The sequence below is a fragment of the Halomonas sp. RT37 genome (assembly GCF_040070525.1).
GTDB lineage: Bacteria > Pseudomonadota > Gammaproteobacteria > Pseudomonadales > Halomonadaceae > Halomonas > Halomonas litopenaei.
In genome coordinates, this window is sequence record NZ_CP098827.1 from 2,900,783 (window position 1) to 2,918,095 (window position 17,313).

Genomic DNA, 17,313 nt, shown 5'->3' on the forward strand with positions numbered 1-17,313 from the left:
ACTCCTTCCCTGCCGTTCAACTGGTGCCGTTGATCGGGTGCCGTTCATCGGATGCCGTTTATCGGGCAGCGTGCATCGACGCCGTGCTACCAGGCGCTCAAGCCACCATCCACGTGAAGCGTCTGCCCCGTCACGTAGCCGGAGGCATCCGAGGCCAGAAAGATCAGCGCGCCGACCAGATCGGTCGGCGTTCCCATGCGCCCCAGCGGCACCCTGGCCGAATAGCGCTCGACGAAGGCTGAGTTCTGGCCACTCTCGATGCCGCCCGGTACCAGGGTATTGACGCGGATACCGTGGCCTGCCCAGAGCGTGGCGAGATAACGCGCCAGTCCAGACACCCCGGCCTTGGAGGCGGCGTAGACCGGAGGCGTGTTGATGGCCACCCCCAGGTACTCCGAGCCCTCGTAGATACGCGGATCGCAGCCCATCTCGCCGTAGATGGAACCGGTATGGATGATGCTGCCGCCTCGACCCTGCTCGATCATCTGCCGGCCTACCGCTCGCGACACCAGAAAGACACCGTCGAGATTGACCGCCATGACGTCACGCCACTGGGCCAGGGTGTAGTCTTCGGCCGGAGCGAAGAAGGCCTCCAGGTCTCGCGCCTTGGTCGCCGCATTGTTGTGCAGGATGTCGATGCCTCCCAGCGTCTTGACCGCATGCGCCACCATGGCCTCGACCGAGGCCTCGTCGCTGACGTCACAGCCAAGTCCGAGGCAAGGGCGACCGAAGTCGGTCTGAAGCTCGGCGGCGAAGCGCTCGGCCTCGGCAGCGTCGAGATCCGCGACCACCAGCGAGGCGCCGCATTCGGCGAGTCCTCGACAGAAGTGCCGCCCCAGGATGCCCAGGGCCCCGGTGACCAGTGCTACCCGACCGCTCAGATCGAACAGCGCCGATACCGCGCACGCCTGCGCGGGTACAAGGCCTGCACCCTCATTGTCAGAGCGCATCGAGACGTACCTCCTCTCCCCGTTCGGCCGCCAGACGCCCGGCGATCAACGTCCTGATCACCGCGAGTGTGGTCTGGCATTGATGACGATCCGGCCCCTGCTCGAGCATCCGCCAGAACTCCCACAGGGTGCGACGAAACATGCCGAAGTTGTCGCGGATGTCGGCACTGGTCTGGCCGGCATCACCAAACACCTCGATGCGAAAGACCGGCGGCACCTCGCCGAGCGCATCGATGCTCATCAGGCTGCCGTCACTCATGGTGATGGCGAAGGACTGGTGGCCTGCCCCAAGCGCTCTGACGGACACCGGCGTCGCCGCCGTCAACGGCAGGATGGCGTCGAGCAGGTGAACCCCGTAGCGCTCCCAGTCCTTGACGATGGCGCCCCTGGCCAGGCGCCAGTTGCCCAGCGCCCCCGGCGCCGCACGCAGGGCGTCGAGTTCGCTGGCAAAGCGCATGCCGGAACATGACATCAGGCGCCCTGCAGCCAGGTAGGGGGAAAAATAGGCCAGATCCTGCGGATCCAGGGTCAGCGGCTTGTCGATGAACACCGCCAGGCCCGCCTCGAGAAAGGGAGCCGCCAGTTCGCGGTGGCTCGCCGGATCGTCACGGGCGATGATGACCGCATCCACCTGCCCCAGCATGTCTCCAGGCTCGGCCACGGCCTCGTCGATATGGCAGGCGCGACATAGCCGTTCGGTGACGTCTCGATCCTGGGTCCAGGCACGGGTGACACGCAGATCACCGACGCCAAATTCCGAGCGATGTCGCCGTGCCAGATATTCATGGATCACCGGCCAGCCCGCCTCGGCCATGGCCGCATCGCGGTAGCCATTGAGGATGGCGGAAAACGAAAACGGGTGACCGTTGCCGGGACTCATGCCCAGCATGCCAATACGCCTCATCGGCACGCCCTGTCACTGCTGCTTACGTCCGCGCCACTGCTGTCGAGACCGCTGCTCTCGTCTGCCTCTGGCCAAAGCCGGGCAAAACCTGCCGGCGCGGTCCCCGCCAGCCAGTCGATGCCATCGAGGGACGGCGTCAGCGGTATCTCGTGCCCCAGCCAGAAGAAGCGCCCGCTGGCGCCATCCGCGGGCAAATCCAGCAGATGGTCCAGGGTCGGTAGACAGACCTCTGGCGCCATCGGTGCCTCCGGGGCCATCTTGCTGCGCACCGGGCCGGGGCTCATCAGGTTGATCTTGATATCCACGTCCTGATGTTCTCTGGCGGCGGTCACCGTCAGCGCATTCAGCGCCGCCTTGGAGGCGCTGTAGGCGGCATGCCCGGCGAAACAGTTGAGCGGTGCGCCGGAGGTGATATTGACGATGCGGCCAAAGCCACGACGGCGCATGCCGGGCAGCACCGCCGCCATGAGCATGGCCGGCGCGATGGTGTTGACCTCGAGCGAGCGCCGAAGCACGGCTTCGATGTCGGCGTCCACTGGCGCAGGCCGATTGAAGCCGGCATTGTTGATCAGATAGCCGACGTCGCCGCATTGCTCCAGTAGTGACGCGATATCACTTGCGATCTCACCGCCGGCGAGATCCAGGCAGTGGACCTCGACACCGGGAAGGCTTGCGGCCAGTGCTGCCAGGGCGTTGGCGTCACGCCCCAGAGCGATCACCCGAAAGCGGCGGTTCAGGTGGCGGCACAGGGCCATGCCGACCCCACCGGTAGCCCCGGTGATCATGATCGCCGGGCGCACATCGGTGGCTGCGGGAGTCACTAAGGCTTCGACAGGGTGGCTCAACGTGCTCTCCTCAACAGGCTTTCGACGATGACGAAGTCGTGCTCGCGGTCGATGTCGACCGAACGTTCCGCCGGCATGATCACCGCGCCACTGCGCCCGAACAGCAACGCCTTGCCATCCTCGGGAAGACGATCGGGACGGAAGGCATAGACGGCACCATTGAGCTGATAGGCCATGGGTAACGCCTGTCGCGGCAGCCAGGGATCGCTGCCGTCGATAAAGGCGGTGGGCCGGCCCCGCGCATCCAGCCGCCAGGTACGGTGAGGATTGACCTCGGCAGCCTTGAAGGTGGCCACCGAATCCAGCCCCTGCACCACCAGACGCGACAGGCACTCGGCCACATCCTGGGCACTGCGCAAGGGGCAGGTGGGCTCCAGCAGCACCATCACCTCGGGAGCCTCGCCGCCCTGGTTCAGCTCATCGAACACTTCGCGGATGGCGTCGATCACCAGCGCCTCGTCGGTGGCCAGATGCGCCGACCGACGGTGCACCTCGGCGCCATGCCGGCGGGCCACCTGGGCAATCTCGTCATCATCGGTACTCACGATCACCCGATCGATCGCCATCACCTGCCGTGCCACCTCGATCGACCAGACCAGCAGCGGGCGTCCGCCGAGCGGCCTCAGGTTCTTTCTCGGCACCGACTTGCTGCCGCCCCGCGCCGGTATCACCGCCGTCACCGACATTGCCGCCTCGGACACTGGTGTCATCTTCATTTCCTGAAGGTTGTTAGGGTCGTTATCGAAGCGACGAAGGTCAGCCCATCAGGCCTTTGGTCGGAGAAGAGGTGCCGCCCAGAGGGGACACCTCGTCGATGTCGAAGAACCACTTCTCACGGATGCCGGCATCCAGCTTGACCCGTTTCAAGGTGTTCTTGATTCGCCGCGAGGCGGCTCCATCCTCGAAGGGGTCATAGGGATTGCTCAGGGCGCCCAGCGAACGCTTGAAGGTCTCGCTCAGGGCGGTCTCGATGCCCTTGGCGATGGCCTCCTCCGAGGCCTCGACATTGATCACGTTTGCCGCCTTGAGGCGGCCGTCCTGACGCTTGCCGACATTGACCACCGGCCGACGGAAGGATGGCGCCTCGATCAGACCGCTGGAGGAATTGCCCACCAGCACATCCATGTGCTCGAGACAGCCGTGATAGAGACGCTGTCCCAGACTGTCGACCAGACGCCTGGCCTCGGGGCGCTCGGCACACCAGCGCGCCAGCCGGGCATTGATGCTGCGTCCATGACAGTCGGCGTTGGCCTTGCACACCAGCACGTCCAGATCCTCGAAACGCGACAAGGCCGCGATCAGCGCTTCCACGTCCTCGCCCGTGCCCGCGGTCACCGGGTGATAGGTGACCAGCGCGGTGGGTCGGTCCAGTGGCATGTCCAGGGCCCTTGCAAGCACTGCCCTGGTCGGCGTGCGGCTGCGGTACAGGTGATCGATGCCCGGCGCGCCGTGGACAAACACTCGGCCGGGGTCTTCCCCCATCTGCAGAATCCGCCGACGGTAGACCTCGGTAGCGGGAAAGTGCAGGTTGGCCAGCTTGGTCACCGCATGACGATAGTACTCGTCCAGGGCGCCACGACTGGTCTCGCCCCCGTGGAGGTGGGCCAGGGTGATACCGTGGGTGACCGCCGCCAACGCCACCGGCACGATTTCGAAACGGTCGCCCAGCAGGACCACCAGGTCGGGCCGGTCCTCGACCAGGGCATCGCCGACGCTCAACAGCGCCAGCCCCATGGCCTTGGTCATGGCGTTGCGTGAGTCCGACGCCAGCAGGATCTCGAGGCGTCGATGCAGACGAAAGCCGTCGCGCTCGATCTCGCTGACCGTGGAGCCGAACTCGGTGGACAGGTGCGATCCGCTGGCCACCAGCATCAGTTCCAGCGCAGGGTCTTCGTCGATTTCCCGAAGCAACCAGTAGAGCAGCCCATAGTCCGCTCGAGAGCTGGTCAGGACCCAGATCTTTCTCGGAGTCATGCCAGTCCCCCTCATGCCCAGGCCATCATGTCAGATCCGCCCAGTCCAGCAGGGCGTCACGACCGATACGGCGTCTGGCCACCCGACCGATCAACTGAGGCAGTGCGGCGGCCGGCAGACCGCTGCCAGGCCGCTTGAGCAGCAAATCGCCTTGCGCCAGCACTTCGCCGGCGTCGATATCGCGCCCGGCTACCACGCTGCGACGCACCAGCTCCCGCTGGGGCTGCTCACAGGGCGCCGGGCGCTTGCGCCCATCGCCGAGGGCCTGCTCGATACGACGAATGGCGGTCACCATCGCCAGGAAGGCCTGAGGATCCAGCGAGGCAGCATGGTCCGGCCCCGCCATGGTGGTATCCAGGGTCAGGTGTTTCTCGATGACCACGGCCCCACGCGCCACCGCCGCCAGCGCGATATCGATGCCATCGCTATGATCGGAGTAGCCGACCGGGCATCCGAAGGCCTGGGCCAGGGTATCCATGGCGGCGAGGTTGATCTGATCCACCGGCGCCGGGTATTCACTGACGCAGTGCAGTACCGTAACGTCGCCGGCTCCCGCCGCCGAAAGGGTCGCCAAGGCGGCTTCGATTTCCCCCAGGAAACTCATGCCCGTGGACAACAGCACCGGTTTGCCCTGGGCGCCGATACGTGAAAGCAGCGGCAGATTGGTCAACTCCCCGGAGGCCACCTTGAAGCAACCGACGTCCAGCGCAGCCAGCCACTCGACGCTGTCCTCGTCGAAGGGGCTGGCCAGGAATTCGATGCCACTGTCACGGCTGTACTGGGCCAATCGCCGAAAATCGTCAAGGCCAAGCTCCAGGCGCTTGAGCATGGCGTACTGGGAGCCGTCCTCCGGGCAGGCCTTTCGCTGGTAGCTTGCCTGGGCGGCGTCGGCGGTCACCAGTTGCTCCGCCTTGAACCACTGAAACTTGACGGCATCGGCGCCGCACTCACGTGCCGCGTCCACCAGCGCCATGGCGGTATCCAGGCACCCATTGTGATTGACGCCGGCTTCGGCGATCACCTGTACGCCTGGTGACTCGGCGCGGCTCGATGCCACCCTCCTGGTCTCGACAACCTCAGAATGACTCATTCGTGTCCCCTGCTTGCGCCTCTTGGCAGAAGCGCCTTCCCTGTTTGCGTAGACCTGCTTTTTGCGTAGACCTGCTTTAATTATTTTTTCGCCTTCTGGCGCTTTTCGCTGTGACGTCTTGTGGTGATGCGTGTCGGCCAGGCGCATTCATTGCCGTCGTCGCGCGGGCGTCCCGAGATACACTCCAGGGCGCGTTACGTCCCCTACCACGGTGGCGCCGGCGCCGATCACCGCCCCCGCACACACTTCGACCCCCTGGATCAGGTTAGCTCCGGTGCCGATCATCACGTCCGCCCCTAGCCTGACGCCCCCACTGAGCGTGGCACCGCAGGCGACGTGGACGTTGTCGCCCAACACGCAGTCATGGTCGACCACCGCCCGGGTGTTGATCAGACAGCCTCGTCCCAGACGACTGCCGGTGACCACCACGGCACCATCCAGTATCACGCTGCCGTCTCCCAGCTTCACGTCGTCATGCACCATGGCGTTGTGCGTGATCAACGGCGGGAGGTCGAATCCCTGCGCCAGGAAGGCCTCGATCAGCGAGCGCCGCCAGGGCGCGCTGGTGACCATACCGACCCCCAGGAAGGCGACGCCTGGCAGGCCTTCCGGCGACGCCAGTCGACAACGGTCCTGCCCCAGCCAGGGGACCGGCATGGCCGACGAGGGCTCCTGTGCCACGTAGCCGGCCACCTGCCAGCCAAGCCCGCGCAGTCCATGCAGCAGCACCCGCGCATGGCCGCCGCCGCCGATCACGAAGCACTGCTTCATCGGTGCCCGCCTCCCTTCATCGATGCGCGTTCGCTTTACCAGCGCTCCGTCCGTCACTTCGCCAGCGGTTCGTCCGTCGCTTCACCAGCGCTTCACCCATGCCTTCATCCGCGCCCTCGCTCGCGCCCTTCACCGGAGTCCCGTCTCAGGCGCTCTGCGCCATTCGCTTGAACACCTCGTTGCGCGACATCAGCTCCCGGTAGCTGCCCTGATCCACCAGGCGTCCACGCTCCATCATGTAGATGCACTCGCAGGCCATGACGGTGGTCAGTCGATGGGCGACCAGCACGATGGTCTTGCGACCGGCGAAGTCATGGATCGCGTCCATGATCAGCCGCTCGGTGATGCCGTCCAGGGCACTGGTCGCCTCATCCAGCACCAGCACCTCGGCCTCGTGATAGAGCGCCCGAGCGATGCCGATGCGCTGGCGCTGTCCCCCGGAGAGCTGGACACCGCGCTCGCCGACCAGGGTCTCGATGCCCTGAGGCAGCTCGGCCACGAACTCGGCCAGATGGGCGAGCCGAAGCGCCCTTTCGACGCGGTCGTCGTCGATGCACTCGGGGGCCAGACCGAAGGCCACGTTGTCGCGAATGCTGCCATCGCATAGATAGAGCTGTTGGGAGACGAAACCCAGCGCGTCCTGCCACTGGCGACGATTGGCCTCATCGATGACCTTTCCGTCCACGCTGATGCGCCCTCGCTGGGGCTGCATCAGCCCCAGCAAAAGATCGATCAGGGTGGACTTGCCGGAACCGGAGGCACCTACCAGGCCAATCACGCTGTTGGCCGGGATCACCAGACTGACGTCGTCCACCGCGGGAGAGCGTGCGCCGGGATAGCGAAAGCTGACACCCTCGAGGCGAATCTCGCGCCGGGCCTTGAGGGCTGAGCCGCCCTGGGCCGGGTCATCGCCCTGCCCAGGGGCGCACGCCTGGCCATGGGCATGGCTGGCCCGCAGGTCATTGCGAATTTCCTCGAGCGCATGCAGGTTCCCGCGGATGCTCGAGACACTGGCGTAGATATGCTGAAAAGCCGGCAGCAGCTTGAAACCCGCCAGGGCGTACACCGCCAGTACCGGCAGCATCGACGCCATCTCACCCTGGTGGGTCTTGAGCAGGTAGAACAACAGCAGGATCACCGAGGCGAAGGCCACCACTTCCATCGCATAGCGCGGCGCCTGCTTGAGCGCCTGATTGGTGCCCTGGGCCCGGGCAAAGCGTCGACTGGCCCGATCGAAACGCTCGGTCAGCTGGGTCTGACGCCCCAGCAGCAACAGATCCTTGATCCCCCCGAATCCCTCGGCCATCAGTCGAAAGCGCTGACCCTGGGCCGCCGACAGCGCCTCGCCGTTGCTCATCAGGCGACGCCGGGCGGTGTGATAGAGCAGCAGGTAGGCCAGCGAGTACAACGTCATGGCGCACAGCGCCACCGCGGGGTTGTAGATCAGGATGGCCAGCGACATGAACAGCGCCAGCACCACCTTGGCATTCATCTGCATCAACGGATCGATGACGCCCAGCATGACTCGCTGGCACTCCTGAGCGATCTGCTTGGTCAGATAGCTGCTGCTGCCTCCGGCGTGGAACAGCCAGTCCTTGTGCATGTAGTGGGCGAACAGTCGGGAACCCAGCTCCGCCCCGACGGTGGCGCCGTAGACCGCCAGCCGCCACACCGTCACCATCGACACCACCGCGGCGACCGACAACGCGCCCAGCACCCCCAGCCCAAGCCATAGAAGAAAGCGCTCCGGCGAGTCGGCACCGCTGGCCCGATAGAGCTCGCCCATCACGCCGTCCCCGCCAAGACGCTCCAGATCGCCCACTACCGCCATGAAGGGCGCGATGGAGGCGACGCTGAGCAGCTCGCACAGCGCCATCGCCACCACCAGCACCTGCAGCCGCAGCAGTTGCCGGCGCTGGTGGTGAGTCAGCAGGCCGTAGAGTTCGCGCAGATCAGTCAGCATCTCACCGTCCCTGGTTGTCGCCGCTGCCGTACTTACTGGTAGGCATAGACATAGTGACCATAGCCGTAACCATGCCTGGCGCTGGGGTCCATGGCGTTGAGGATGCAGCCCTTGACCCTGACGTTGGAGGTCTCCAGGCGCCTGAGCGCCACCCTGACCTCCTTGACCGGGTTGAGCTTGAAGCGCGTCACCAGCAGGCTGGTGCCCACCCGGTTACCGACGATGGCGGCGTCGGTCACCGCCAGCACAGGCGGGGTATCGACGATCACCAGATCGTAGTCGCGACTGAACTGCTCCATCAGCGTGGTGAAACGCTCGCGCATCAGCAGTTCCGAAGGATTGGGCGGGCATGCGCCTCGCGACAGATAGTCGAGGCCTTCCACCTCGGTCTGGCGGATGACCTCGGCCACCTCGCTCTTGTCCGACAACAGGTCCGACAGGCCACTTTCGGCCTTGGCGCCGAAGGCGCTGTGCAGGTGTCCCTTGCGCATGTCGGCGTCGATGACCAGGACCCGTTGACCGGCCTGGGCACAGATCACGCCCAGATTCAGCGAGATGAAGCTCTTGCCGATCTCGGGGCTGGGGCCGGTGATCATCAGGCAGTTGTTGGGCGCTTCCATCATCGCGAAGTGCAGACTGGTGCGCAGGCCACGCAACGCCTCGATGGCCATGTCGGTCGGTTGAGTCAGGGCCAGCAGGCCCTTGATCACCGGCTGACTGCGCCGGTCGCTGCGATACTTGACCCGCTTGACCAGGCGCTGCTGAAACTCGGAAAGCGGCACCGTGGCGTACACCGGCAGCCCCAGGTCCTCGAGCTGGTCCGGGCTCTCGATGCCGCGATTGAGCATGCCACGCACCAGTACCACCGCCACCGCCAGAAAGGCACCGATAACGGTGGCCAGGGCCATCATCAGGCCGGCGTTGGGTGCCACCGGATCGTCATCCACATACGCATCGTCGATGACCCGCACATTGCCGATGGTGCCGGCCTTGGCGACCGCCACCTCTTGCGCACGATTAAGCACATTGACATAGATCGCCTGGGTCACCTCCACGTCCCGGGTCAGGCGCACGATTTCCTGCTGGGACTCGGGCATCTCGCTGACACGCTCCTCCAGTCGGGCCTTCTCCTGGTTGAGGATGCCGCGCTGGCGCATCAACGCCTGATAGGTGGGGTGATTGCGGGTGAACCGCTGGACCAGTTCGGCTTCTTGGAAATCCAGGGTGTTGAGCTGTTCCTCCACCGAGATCAACTGCTCGACCACCGAGGCCGCCTCGGAGTCCAGGTCGATACTGTCCACCTCGACGCGATAGGCATTGAGCCGATCTTCCGCCGACGACAGCGAGGCCTTCAATGCCACCGCCTGCTCATCGAGAAAGGCCAGGCTCTGGTCGGCCTGGGCCGACTGCCGCTCGACATTCTGCATCAGGAAGGTTTCCGCCAGGACATCCAGCGACTCGCGCACCCGATCGATGTCGGTGCCGGTCAGGGTCAGGCGCAACATGCCGGTGCTGGCGCTCGAGCCGCTGCCCTGCTCGGTGACCGTCAAGCGAGCCAGCAGCGAATCGATGGCCGACACCTGGGGGCGCTTGGACAGGCTGAACTCTGCACCTGGCGCTGCGGTCATCTCGCGAACGCTCAACACCACATCGCCTCCGTCGAATCTTGCGGTATCGCCGACACGACCGACACCCAACAGATCACCGTCAGGACCAAATAGCTGATAGCCGGCATCGCGGCCTGCCACCAGGCGGAAGGCCGCGCCGCGATAGGAGTCAGCGACCTCGAGGCGCGCCAGTTGCAGCGACTCCCCTGCCCACACCAGATGGCTCAGATCCCATGCCTCGGGCATCAACCGCTCGAGCCATCCAAGCGGAGCAGTCATCCAGCCCAGCTCAGCCAGGTCCTCTCGGGTCACCCCTTCACGCACCAGATAGTCACCGACCAGCGGCAGACGGCGTGGCGACACCTGGGTGTCGAGGGCGAGGCGGTCAACCACCCGCCCCAGCACCATGCGAGACCGCAGTATCTGCACCTCTGCCGAGGTGTTCTCCTCTTCTCCCATCACCGTGGCCAGGTCCCCCAGCGGACTGACCGAGGCCCGACGCTCCACGTGCACCAGGGCGTCGCCCTCGTAGATGGGTGGCTTGAGCAAGGCGGACACATAACCTGCCGCTCCGAACAGCAGGGTGACGGCGAGGATCCACCACTTGTGCCGGAGCAGTAGCCCCAGGATGCGCCCGAGGTCGATATCCTCGCGGCCGGGAGCGGAAGGCAAGCGTGACATTTGGGTCATGACGGCAGGTCCTGTCGGTGGCCTCGAGCGCGGCGATACGAGGTCATGGCGCGAGCCTTCGGTGCCAGGCGTCGGCGGCATCGGAAAGCATCACGAATACCTGACGGTGTGCGTCCAGGCTCTTGCGGTAGGGGTCGGGGATATCGATCCCGTCGAGCCAGTGGGCAAACAGCAGGGTCTTGCCGGTGGCAAAGGGCGCAAGTTCGCTGACCGCCTGGCGCTGGGACGCACTCATCACCAGCACCAGATCGTGATTGGCGATCATCTCGGGCGTTGCCACCCGAGCGCGGTGGGCGCTCAACTCGAGCCCGGCTTCCCTGGCCAGCGCTTGCACCTCTGCGGGCGCGGCTTCACCTTCGCGCACCGCAGAAAGCCCGGCAGACTGAATCTCCATGGCGGGCAGCCGCCTCTGCAGCAGCGACGCACCGAGCGGACTACGACACAGGTTCGCTCGACACAGCACCAGCGCACTGGCAAAACGCACCGATCAGATCTCGCCGATGCGGGTGGTGGTGTCGGCGATGGTGCCGGGCAGCAGTGCCGACGGCAGCAGCAGGCTGATCACGTTGTTCCAGCGTGCCAGCGGGGCCGCGGTCACGTAGACCACGTCCTGGGGCTGCAGCGGGAAGTGGGTGCCCATGGTCAGCGAGGTGGCGTTGCTGATATCAAGCTGATAGACGGTGGCAAGCTTGGCATCGCCCGGCGGCTTGGGACGAATCACGAAGATCCCCGACGGTTCGGCGGTGGTCTCGATGACGCCGCCGGCTCGCGCCAGGGCGGTGGTCAGGGTGATACGTTCGTTGCCCAGCACCAGATTGCCGGGATTCCTGACCTGCCCCAGCACCGCGACGTTCTCGGACTCCAGGGTCGGGATATGCACCACGTCGCCATCGCGCAGCAGGCGGTTCTGGGTCTGGTCACCATGGCGCATCAGCGCGTACAGCGACAGCACCTCCCTGGTGCCATCACGATTGAGTACCACCTCGTGCCAGTTGGCCGTCTCCGATGGCCCCCCGGCCTGGCTGACCGCATCGACCAGGGTCAGCGGGACCGTGGTGATCGGCTGGGCGCCGGGGGTGGCAACCGCTCCACTGACGTAGATCTTCTTGGAATGGTAGGCGGCGACGTTGACGTCCACCTGGGGCTCGGTGATGTAGTTCGACAACATGCCGGTGAGGGTTCGGCGTATCTGGTCCACCGTCCGCCCGGCCACTCGGAAACGTCCGACATAGGGGAAATAGATGCGACCATCGGGCTGTACCGTCTTGCCGGTCTCTTCGGGGCTGCGCTCGGCGCCCCCCGGGATGGTCAGCTCGGGGTGGTCATAGACGGTGATGTTGAGCACATCACCCGGCCCGACACGGTACTCGTAGTCCGTCAACTGGGCCTTGAGGTAGGAAGGCATGGTGCTGGCGATATCGCCGGTGACGTTCTGGCGGAAGTTCGCCACCAATGCCGGGGTGATGGCCTGGATGTCGACCAGATGATCGATGTCCGGCGCCTCGGTCTCGTAGTCGATATGCCCGCCAGGGGCATAGGCACAACCACTCACGGTCAGCGCAAGCAGCACTGCGAAGACGGCACCCGCCAGCCAGCCGGGCGATCGTTGCGACTCGTCCACGACCCTTGTCCACTGGTGTGCCTGATTCACCTCGTCCATATCGTCCCCCTGAGCGTGTGACACGCTACCGCCCCAGGGTGATATCGATGGCATATCCCTGAAGCCCTGCGCGTAGACAGATGGTTATTGTCACCGTCGAGGCTGCGTCTTCTGCGAGACGATCGACCACCGACAGCCCGCAGCACCCGTCGACGCTCGAAGACTCGATGGCCGCCAGGTACTGCGATTTATGCCAGTACGATTGCATAGCCGCGCCGTCCTGGCAGTCCGAAATTCCTGGCGTACACAGGCTGACAAACCCCATATCGGTATCCCGGAAGCATGAGAGCGACTGTTTCCGCTTGTAATTGCGTGTTCCTTCAGGACACGTCGGGGGCGCCAGCGGACAGTTACCGTGGAGAAAGTGTTTCTTTAGCCGAATCATAAGGTTGGAAATGTGCGAAAAAAGCGCTGAGAAACCAGGATCGAGAATGTGGGCAAAGAGCGCGACCATGGGCCCTTCGCAGACGCACCATTGCAGTGCGACAGATCACTGATTCCTGATACGACGAGGTGATCGCTGCAGCAACCTCGGTTCATGCGCCGATATGACGCATCTAGTCATTGGCGACATGGCGCGTCAGCCAGGGGGACGCCAAGCCTCCAATTACCAAAGCGCGGAGCGGCAAAAAGTATCCGGGTGAACGAAGCAAACTGAGAAAAAAATGCCCCCGGCAACGAGGGCATGGTAGCTTGCGAAATTCAGGCAAGGACGAGGGAGAAAATCGGCAACCGGTCTCTCTCACCCCGTCATTGGGCCCCGTTCACGGCTCGGGGCTTTTGACTCGACTCTTGACTCGGCTCTTGCTACTCGGCGCTTTGCTCGGCAGGCTGCTGCTGGTTGGCGCCCTGCTCGTCGCTATTGGCTTCAGCGCTCTGCTCGTCGCCCTGCTCGTCGCCCTGCTCGTCGCTATTGGCTTCGGCGCCCTGCTCGCCGCTATTGGCTTCAGCGCCCTGCTGGCCACCCTGCTCATCACTCTTCTCATCACTCTGCTCAACGCCGGCTGACTCCGCTGCCTCCTCATCGTCGGGGCTACGGGTCACCTCGGTCACCGGCGGTGTCGCAGCCTCCGGGGCAGCGTTGGCGCCACCCAGGCCATCGATCAGGGACGCCAGGGCGCCGTCGAGTCGGCTCAGATGATGGGCCATGGTCAGCGGATAGTTGGCGAAGATGCCGAGGCCACTGCCGCGCAGCACCACCGGGCTCCAGAACTGACGTTGCATACGCTCGATCTCGGCCAGCGCCCGGGCGTAGCTGTCGCCGAGGCCCGCGCTTGCGATCAGATCCGCCTGGTCACGCTCGAGCGCCTCGAGCAGGTGTCCCAGCGCCCAGGTCTGACCGCGGGTCTCGTGGAACACGTTGTCGACGCGGTACCAGGGCACTCGACTGTCCTGTGCCACTTCGATACCCAGTTCCTTCAAGCGCTCGCTGTCGCTGACCGTGGATGACAGCCGCTCCCGCAACGAGGCCAACTGCTGGCGCACCGCGTCCAGATAGAGCGCCAGGCCCTGGCCCTGATCGACGAAGGACGCGCCGACCCCATCGTCGAAACGCGCCAGATAGGCGCGGGCCGAGTTCCCCGCCTGGGCCAGGTGATCCTCCATGGACGGGGCCAGCCAATCGTCGGCGTCCTGTTCGAGGGCAGCGATCAGAGTATTCACCGACTCACCGGCGCCGGGGTCGAAGTCCGCCAGGCTGGCGGCCATCAGCCTCGCCTGAACCAGCACACCAGTTTCCCAGGACGGCATATTGTCGAGCAGCAGTCCCGGCGGCATCAGGTCATTTCGCAGGTACCCGCCGGGCTTGTCCTGCAAGGTATCGATCAGGGTGGCCAGGGTCGCGACCGTAACGGTGCCTCTGGCCGCCGGCGCCGCGGAGATGCGCTGCTCCTGGGTGGCAGTCTCCACGTCGAAGCGCGACGGCGCCAGGCTCCACCAGATCCCCAGCCCCACCGCCACCATCACGGCAAGCACCAGCAGCACGGCGAGCGGTTTCCAGATCCATCCGTACTGCGGGTTCTCGAGCTCCTGACGACGCCTTTCGGCGCGCTGTCGACGACTGCTCATTTCGCTCTCCTTGTCGTTCATCAAAGGCCGGCCAGCCCTGCCTCCAATGAGGGAAAGCGCCGGCGCCAGTGGTAGAATACGCTTGCATCTGATCATAGCGCAGGGTCCGCGGGAACCCCGCCCCGCTTCCACGGTCACACAGCGGGGTCTGACACGGCAGGCGAATCCCGCCACGCCTTGCCCCGTCTTCCACACCCATCGTCAACAAGGATTCGACGTGTTCTTCGCCACACGCCTCTTGCTGTTCGTCTGTCTGCTGCTGTCCCCCTGGGTGGCCCAGGCCCAGTTCTTTTCCTCGTCGTCGAGCAGCGCCGAGTTTCTGCCGGTGAACGAGGCCTTTACCGCCAGCGCCTGGCACGACGGCGATCGGCTCTATATCGGCATGCAAAATGCCGACGGCTACTATCTCTATCGTCACCGCTTCTCGTTGGAACTGCCAGGCGAACCGGACGCCCTGGGTGAGCTGTCGCTACCGCCCGGGGAGGCCAAGACCGACGAATTTCTCGGCGACGTCAACGTCTTCTACGATCAGGTGGTGTTCAGTGCCCCGCTGGCCGACACCCGTCAGGGGCCACTGGACATCGCCCTGACGTTCCAGGGCTGCGCCGACGCCGGTCTGTGCTACCCCCCGGAACGGCTTGAGCTGGCCGCCGCCCAGAGTGAGCCCCCCGCCACCTTTGCCGACGCCCTGGAGGACGGCCAGACGGCCAACGACAACACAGCCCAGGCTACCCCAGCGGACCTCGCCGGACAGCCGCCCACGAGCCAGCAAGCAGGCAGCCTCCCTGCCGCCTCTGTCGATGCAGCTCCGCTCAGCGAAGACGGCCGCTTCCGCGCCCTGATGCAGGAAGCCAGCCTGCCGTTGATGCTCGGACTGTTCTTTGTGGCCGGCCTCGGGCTGACCTTTACCCCCTGCGTGCTGCCGATGATTCCGATCCTGTCGTCGATCATCGTCGGTCAGAACCCCAGCCGCCCCCGCGCCTTTGCGCTCTCGGCAAGCTACGTCGCCGGCATGGCCGCCACCTACGCCCTGGTCGGCGTGCTGATGGGGCTGTTCGGCGCGGGGCTGAACCTTCAGGCGCGCCTGCAGTCGGCCCCGGTACTGATCGTGTTCGCCGCCCTCTTCACCCTGTTCGCACTGGCCATGTTCGGGGTCTTCAATCTACGCCTGTCCTCGGGGCTTGGCTCACGCATCGATGCCTGGCAGGCACGCGCCCAGCGCAGCGGCCCCCTGGGTCTGGCGCTGGCCGGCGCGCTGTCGGTGCTGGTGGTCTCGCCCTGCGTGTCGGCACCGCTGGCCGGCGCCCTGGTATTCATCTCTTCTACCGGTGACGCCGTCATCGGTGGCGCGGCGCTGCTGGCCCTGGCGCTGGGCATGGGCGTCCCGCTGTTGCTGGTCGGCGGCTTCGGCACCACCCTGCTGCCGCGCTCGGGCGCCTGGATGAACGGGGTCAAGATCGCCTTCGGTGTGCTGCTGCTGGGCGTCGCCGTCTGGCTGATCGAGCGTTTGATCCCGGCCCCGCTCACCCTGCTCTTGTGGGCGGGTCTGGCCATCGGCACGGCGCTGGCCCTCGGCGCCCTCGATCTGGCGAGTACGCCGGGCTGGCCGCGGGTCCGCCAGGGCGCCGGTATCGTGCTGCTGGTGTGGGGCATCGCGCTGGTCATCGGCGCCGCCCGTGGCGGTGGCGATCCCCTTCGCCCCCTGGCCGCCGGCCCCATGAGCGCGACGAGCAGCTCTATCGAGGCGGCCCATCCCGATCGCATCGTCGAGAGCCTGGGCCAGCTTCAGGCGGCCCTGGCCGAGTCCACGACCCCCGCCTTCGTCAACGTCACCGCCGAATGGTGCATTTCCTGCAAGGTGATGGAGCGCGAGGTGTTTCCCGACCCCCGGGTACGCGAGGCCCTCGCCGGCTTCCGCTGGATCGACGTCGATGTGACCGACACCGACGCCGTGAGTCGTGAGGTGCTCGACCATCTGGGTCTGTTCGGCCCACCGAGTCTTCTGTTCTTCGACGGGGACCAGGAGCTTCGTCAGGCACGTATCCAGGGCGAACTCGATGCCGCTGCCCTGGCCGGCCATATCGCCGCAGTCAGCCGCGCCCTCGACGGCGCCCAGGCGGCTACCACCAGCGGGTGAAGGTGACAGCGAACAGCGTTCGGCCTCGCTGGACAACCTTCGCAATTTTCGGCAAACTCCGCACTACTCTGAATTCTGACACGATAGAGACGCCAAGAGCCGCCATCTTGCCGCGATCTCTAACGACTTGGACCGGGTTTACAGCGCCCGGTAGACACTTCACACGATCGAGACAACGTCATGGATATTCGTAAGGTCAAGAAGCTGATTGAACTGCTGGAAGAGTCCAACATCAGCGAAATCGAGATCCAGGAAGGTGAAGAATCGGTCCGCATCAGCCGTCATCCGCAGGGTGGCAGCTGGCAGCCGGCACCCGCCGCCCAACCCTGGGGCGCACCCGCTGCACCGGCGGCCGCACCTGCCCAGGCCCCGGCCGAAGCTCCCGCACCCAGCGCCGACAGCGGCCCGAGCTACCAGGGCCAGGCCGTGGTCTCGCCGATGGTCGGCACCTTCTACCGCTCCCCGGCACCCGGCGCCAAGCCTTTCGTGGAAGTCGGCGCCAGCGTGCGCAAGGGTGACACCATCTGCATCGTCGAAGCGATGAAGATGATGAACCAGATCGAAGCCGATCGTGACGGCGTGATCGAGGCCTTCATGGTCGAGGACGGCGAGCCCGTCGAGTTCGACCAGCCCCTGGTTGTCATCTCCTGAGAAG

The 17,313-nt window shown here is 65.3% G+C and carries 14 protein-coding genes; 2 read left to right on the forward strand and 12 right to left on the reverse strand.

Annotated elements, in window-relative coordinates:
• Nucleotides 1–86 precede the first annotated feature (86 nt).
• The 12 genes from NFG58_RS12410 to NFG58_RS12465 form a co-directional block, all read right to left on the reverse strand.
• Nucleotides 87–950 carry an SDR family oxidoreductase gene (locus NFG58_RS12410; RefSeq protein WP_213227210.1) on the reverse strand — a complete coding sequence of 288 codons (864 nt, stop codon included), beginning with the start codon at nt 948–950 and terminating at the stop codon, nt 87–89.
• Nucleotides 940–1,854 carry a Gfo/Idh/MocA family oxidoreductase gene (locus NFG58_RS12415; RefSeq protein ID WP_348826605.1) on the reverse strand — a complete coding sequence of 305 codons (915 nt, stop codon included), beginning with the start codon at nt 1,852–1,854 and terminating at the stop codon, nt 940–942. Before NFG58_RS12415 ends, NFG58_RS12410 begins: the two co-directional genes overlap by 11 nt.
• On the reverse strand, nt 1,851–2,699 hold the full coding sequence (locus NFG58_RS12420; protein ID WP_348826606.1) for an SDR family NAD(P)-dependent oxidoreductase: 849 nt from the start codon (nt 2,697–2,699) through the stop codon (nt 1,851–1,853). Before NFG58_RS12420 ends, NFG58_RS12415 begins: the two co-directional genes overlap by 4 nt.
• Nucleotides 2,696–3,409, reverse strand: a complete 714-nt coding sequence (locus NFG58_RS12425; RefSeq protein WP_348814436.1) for an acylneuraminate cytidylyltransferase family protein — start codon at nt 3,407–3,409, stop codon at nt 2,696–2,698. The genes NFG58_RS12420 and NFG58_RS12425 overlap by 4 nt, the downstream gene beginning before the upstream one ends.
• A 46-nt stretch (nt 3,410–3,455) precedes the next feature.
• Nucleotides 3,456–4,673, reverse strand: a complete 1,218-nt coding sequence (gene neuC, locus NFG58_RS12430; RefSeq protein ID WP_124803734.1) for a UDP-N-acetylglucosamine 2-epimerase — start codon at nt 4,671–4,673, stop codon at nt 3,456–3,458.
• Between the two features lie 25 nt (nt 4,674–4,698).
• Nucleotides 4,699–5,763: an N-acetylneuraminate synthase gene (gene neuB, locus NFG58_RS12435; protein WP_348826607.1), complete on the reverse strand. Its 1,065-nt coding sequence runs from the start codon at nt 5,761–5,763 to the stop codon at nt 4,699–4,701.
• Between the two features lie 147 nt (nt 5,764–5,910).
• Entirely contained in the window at nt 5,911–6,534 is a 624-nt protein-coding gene (locus NFG58_RS12440) for a NeuD/PglB/VioB family sugar acetyltransferase (protein ID WP_108132864.1), read from the reverse strand.
• 145 nt (nt 6,535–6,679) lie between these two features.
• Nucleotides 6,680–8,497 carry an ABC transporter ATP-binding protein gene (locus tag NFG58_RS12445; RefSeq protein ID WP_348826608.1) on the reverse strand — a complete coding sequence of 606 codons (1,818 nt, stop codon included), beginning with the start codon at nt 8,495–8,497 and terminating at the stop codon, nt 6,680–6,682.
• A gap of 32 nt (nt 8,498–8,529) precedes the next feature.
• Entirely contained in the window at nt 8,530–10,794 is a 2,265-nt protein-coding gene (locus NFG58_RS12450; RefSeq protein ID WP_124803738.1) for a polysaccharide biosynthesis tyrosine autokinase, read from the reverse strand.
• Nucleotides 10,795–10,837: 43 nt separating this feature from the next.
• Nucleotides 10,838–11,278: a low molecular weight protein-tyrosine-phosphatase gene (locus NFG58_RS12455; RefSeq protein ID WP_348826609.1), complete on the reverse strand. Its 441-nt coding sequence runs from the start codon at nt 11,276–11,278 to the stop codon at nt 10,838–10,840.
• Nucleotides 11,279–11,281: 3 nt separating this feature from the next.
• Nucleotides 11,282–12,454, reverse strand: coding sequence for a polysaccharide export protein (locus NFG58_RS12460; RefSeq protein WP_348826610.1), 1,173 nt, complete (start codon nt 12,452–12,454; stop codon nt 11,282–11,284).
• An 807-nt stretch (nt 12,455–13,261) separates the two neighbouring features.
• Complete coding sequence (locus tag NFG58_RS12465; RefSeq protein ID WP_348826611.1) at nt 13,262–14,521, reverse strand: DUF2333 family protein; 1,260 nt, start codon at nt 14,519–14,521, stop codon at nt 13,262–13,264.
• A gap of 217 nt (nt 14,522–14,738) precedes the next feature.
• Here NFG58_RS12465 and dsbD point away from each other — a divergent pair, with 217 nt between their 5' ends.
• On the forward strand, nt 14,739–16,658 hold the full coding sequence (dsbD, locus tag NFG58_RS12470) for a protein-disulfide reductase DsbD (protein WP_348826612.1): 1,920 nt from the start codon (nt 14,739–14,741) through the stop codon (nt 16,656–16,658).
• 180 nt (nt 16,659–16,838) lie between these two features.
• Nucleotides 16,839–17,309: an acetyl-CoA carboxylase biotin carboxyl carrier protein gene (gene accB, locus NFG58_RS12475; protein ID WP_045993976.1), complete on the forward strand. Its 471-nt coding sequence runs from the start codon at nt 16,839–16,841 to the stop codon at nt 17,307–17,309.
• Nucleotides 17,310–17,313: the final 4 nt, after the last annotated feature.

Bases quoted from the DNA above. Each gene is read 5' to 3' on its own strand.
- NFG58_RS12410 (WP_213227210.1), bottom strand. From the start codon at position 950: ATGCGCTCTGACAATGAGGGTGCAGGCCTTGTACCCGCGCAGGCGTGC.
- NFG58_RS12415 (WP_348826605.1), bottom strand. From the start codon at position 1,854: ATGAGGCGTATTGGCATGCTGGGCATGAGTCCCGGCAACGGTCACCCG.
- NFG58_RS12425 (WP_348814436.1), bottom strand. From the start codon at position 3,409: ATGACACCAGTGTCCGAGGCGGCAATGTCGGTGACGGCGGTGATACCG.
- neuC (WP_124803734.1), bottom strand. From the start codon at position 4,673: ATGACTCCGAGAAAGATCTGGGTCCTGACCAGCTCTCGAGCGGACTAT.
- neuB (WP_348826607.1), bottom strand. From the start codon at position 5,763: ATGAGTCATTCTGAGGTTGTCGAGACCAGGAGGGTGGCATCGAGCCGC.
- NFG58_RS12440 (WP_108132864.1), bottom strand. From the start codon at position 6,534: ATGAAGCAGTGCTTCGTGATCGGCGGCGGCGGCCATGCGCGGGTGCTG.
- NFG58_RS12445 (WP_348826608.1), bottom strand. From the start codon at position 8,497: ATGCTGACTGATCTGCGCGAACTCTACGGCCTGCTGACTCACCACCAG.
- NFG58_RS12450 (WP_124803738.1), bottom strand. From the start codon at position 10,794: ATGACCCAAATGTCACGCTTGCCTTCCGCTCCCGGCCGCGAGGATATC.
- NFG58_RS12460 (WP_348826610.1), bottom strand. From the start codon at position 12,454: ATGGACGAGGTGAATCAGGCACACCAGTGGACAAGGGTCGTGGACGAG.
- NFG58_RS12465 (WP_348826611.1), bottom strand. From the start codon at position 14,521: ATGAGCAGTCGTCGACAGCGCGCCGAAAGGCGTCGTCAGGAGCTCGAG.
- accB (WP_045993976.1), top strand. From the start codon at position 16,839: ATGGATATTCGTAAGGTCAAGAAGCTGATTGAACTGCTGGAAGAGTCC.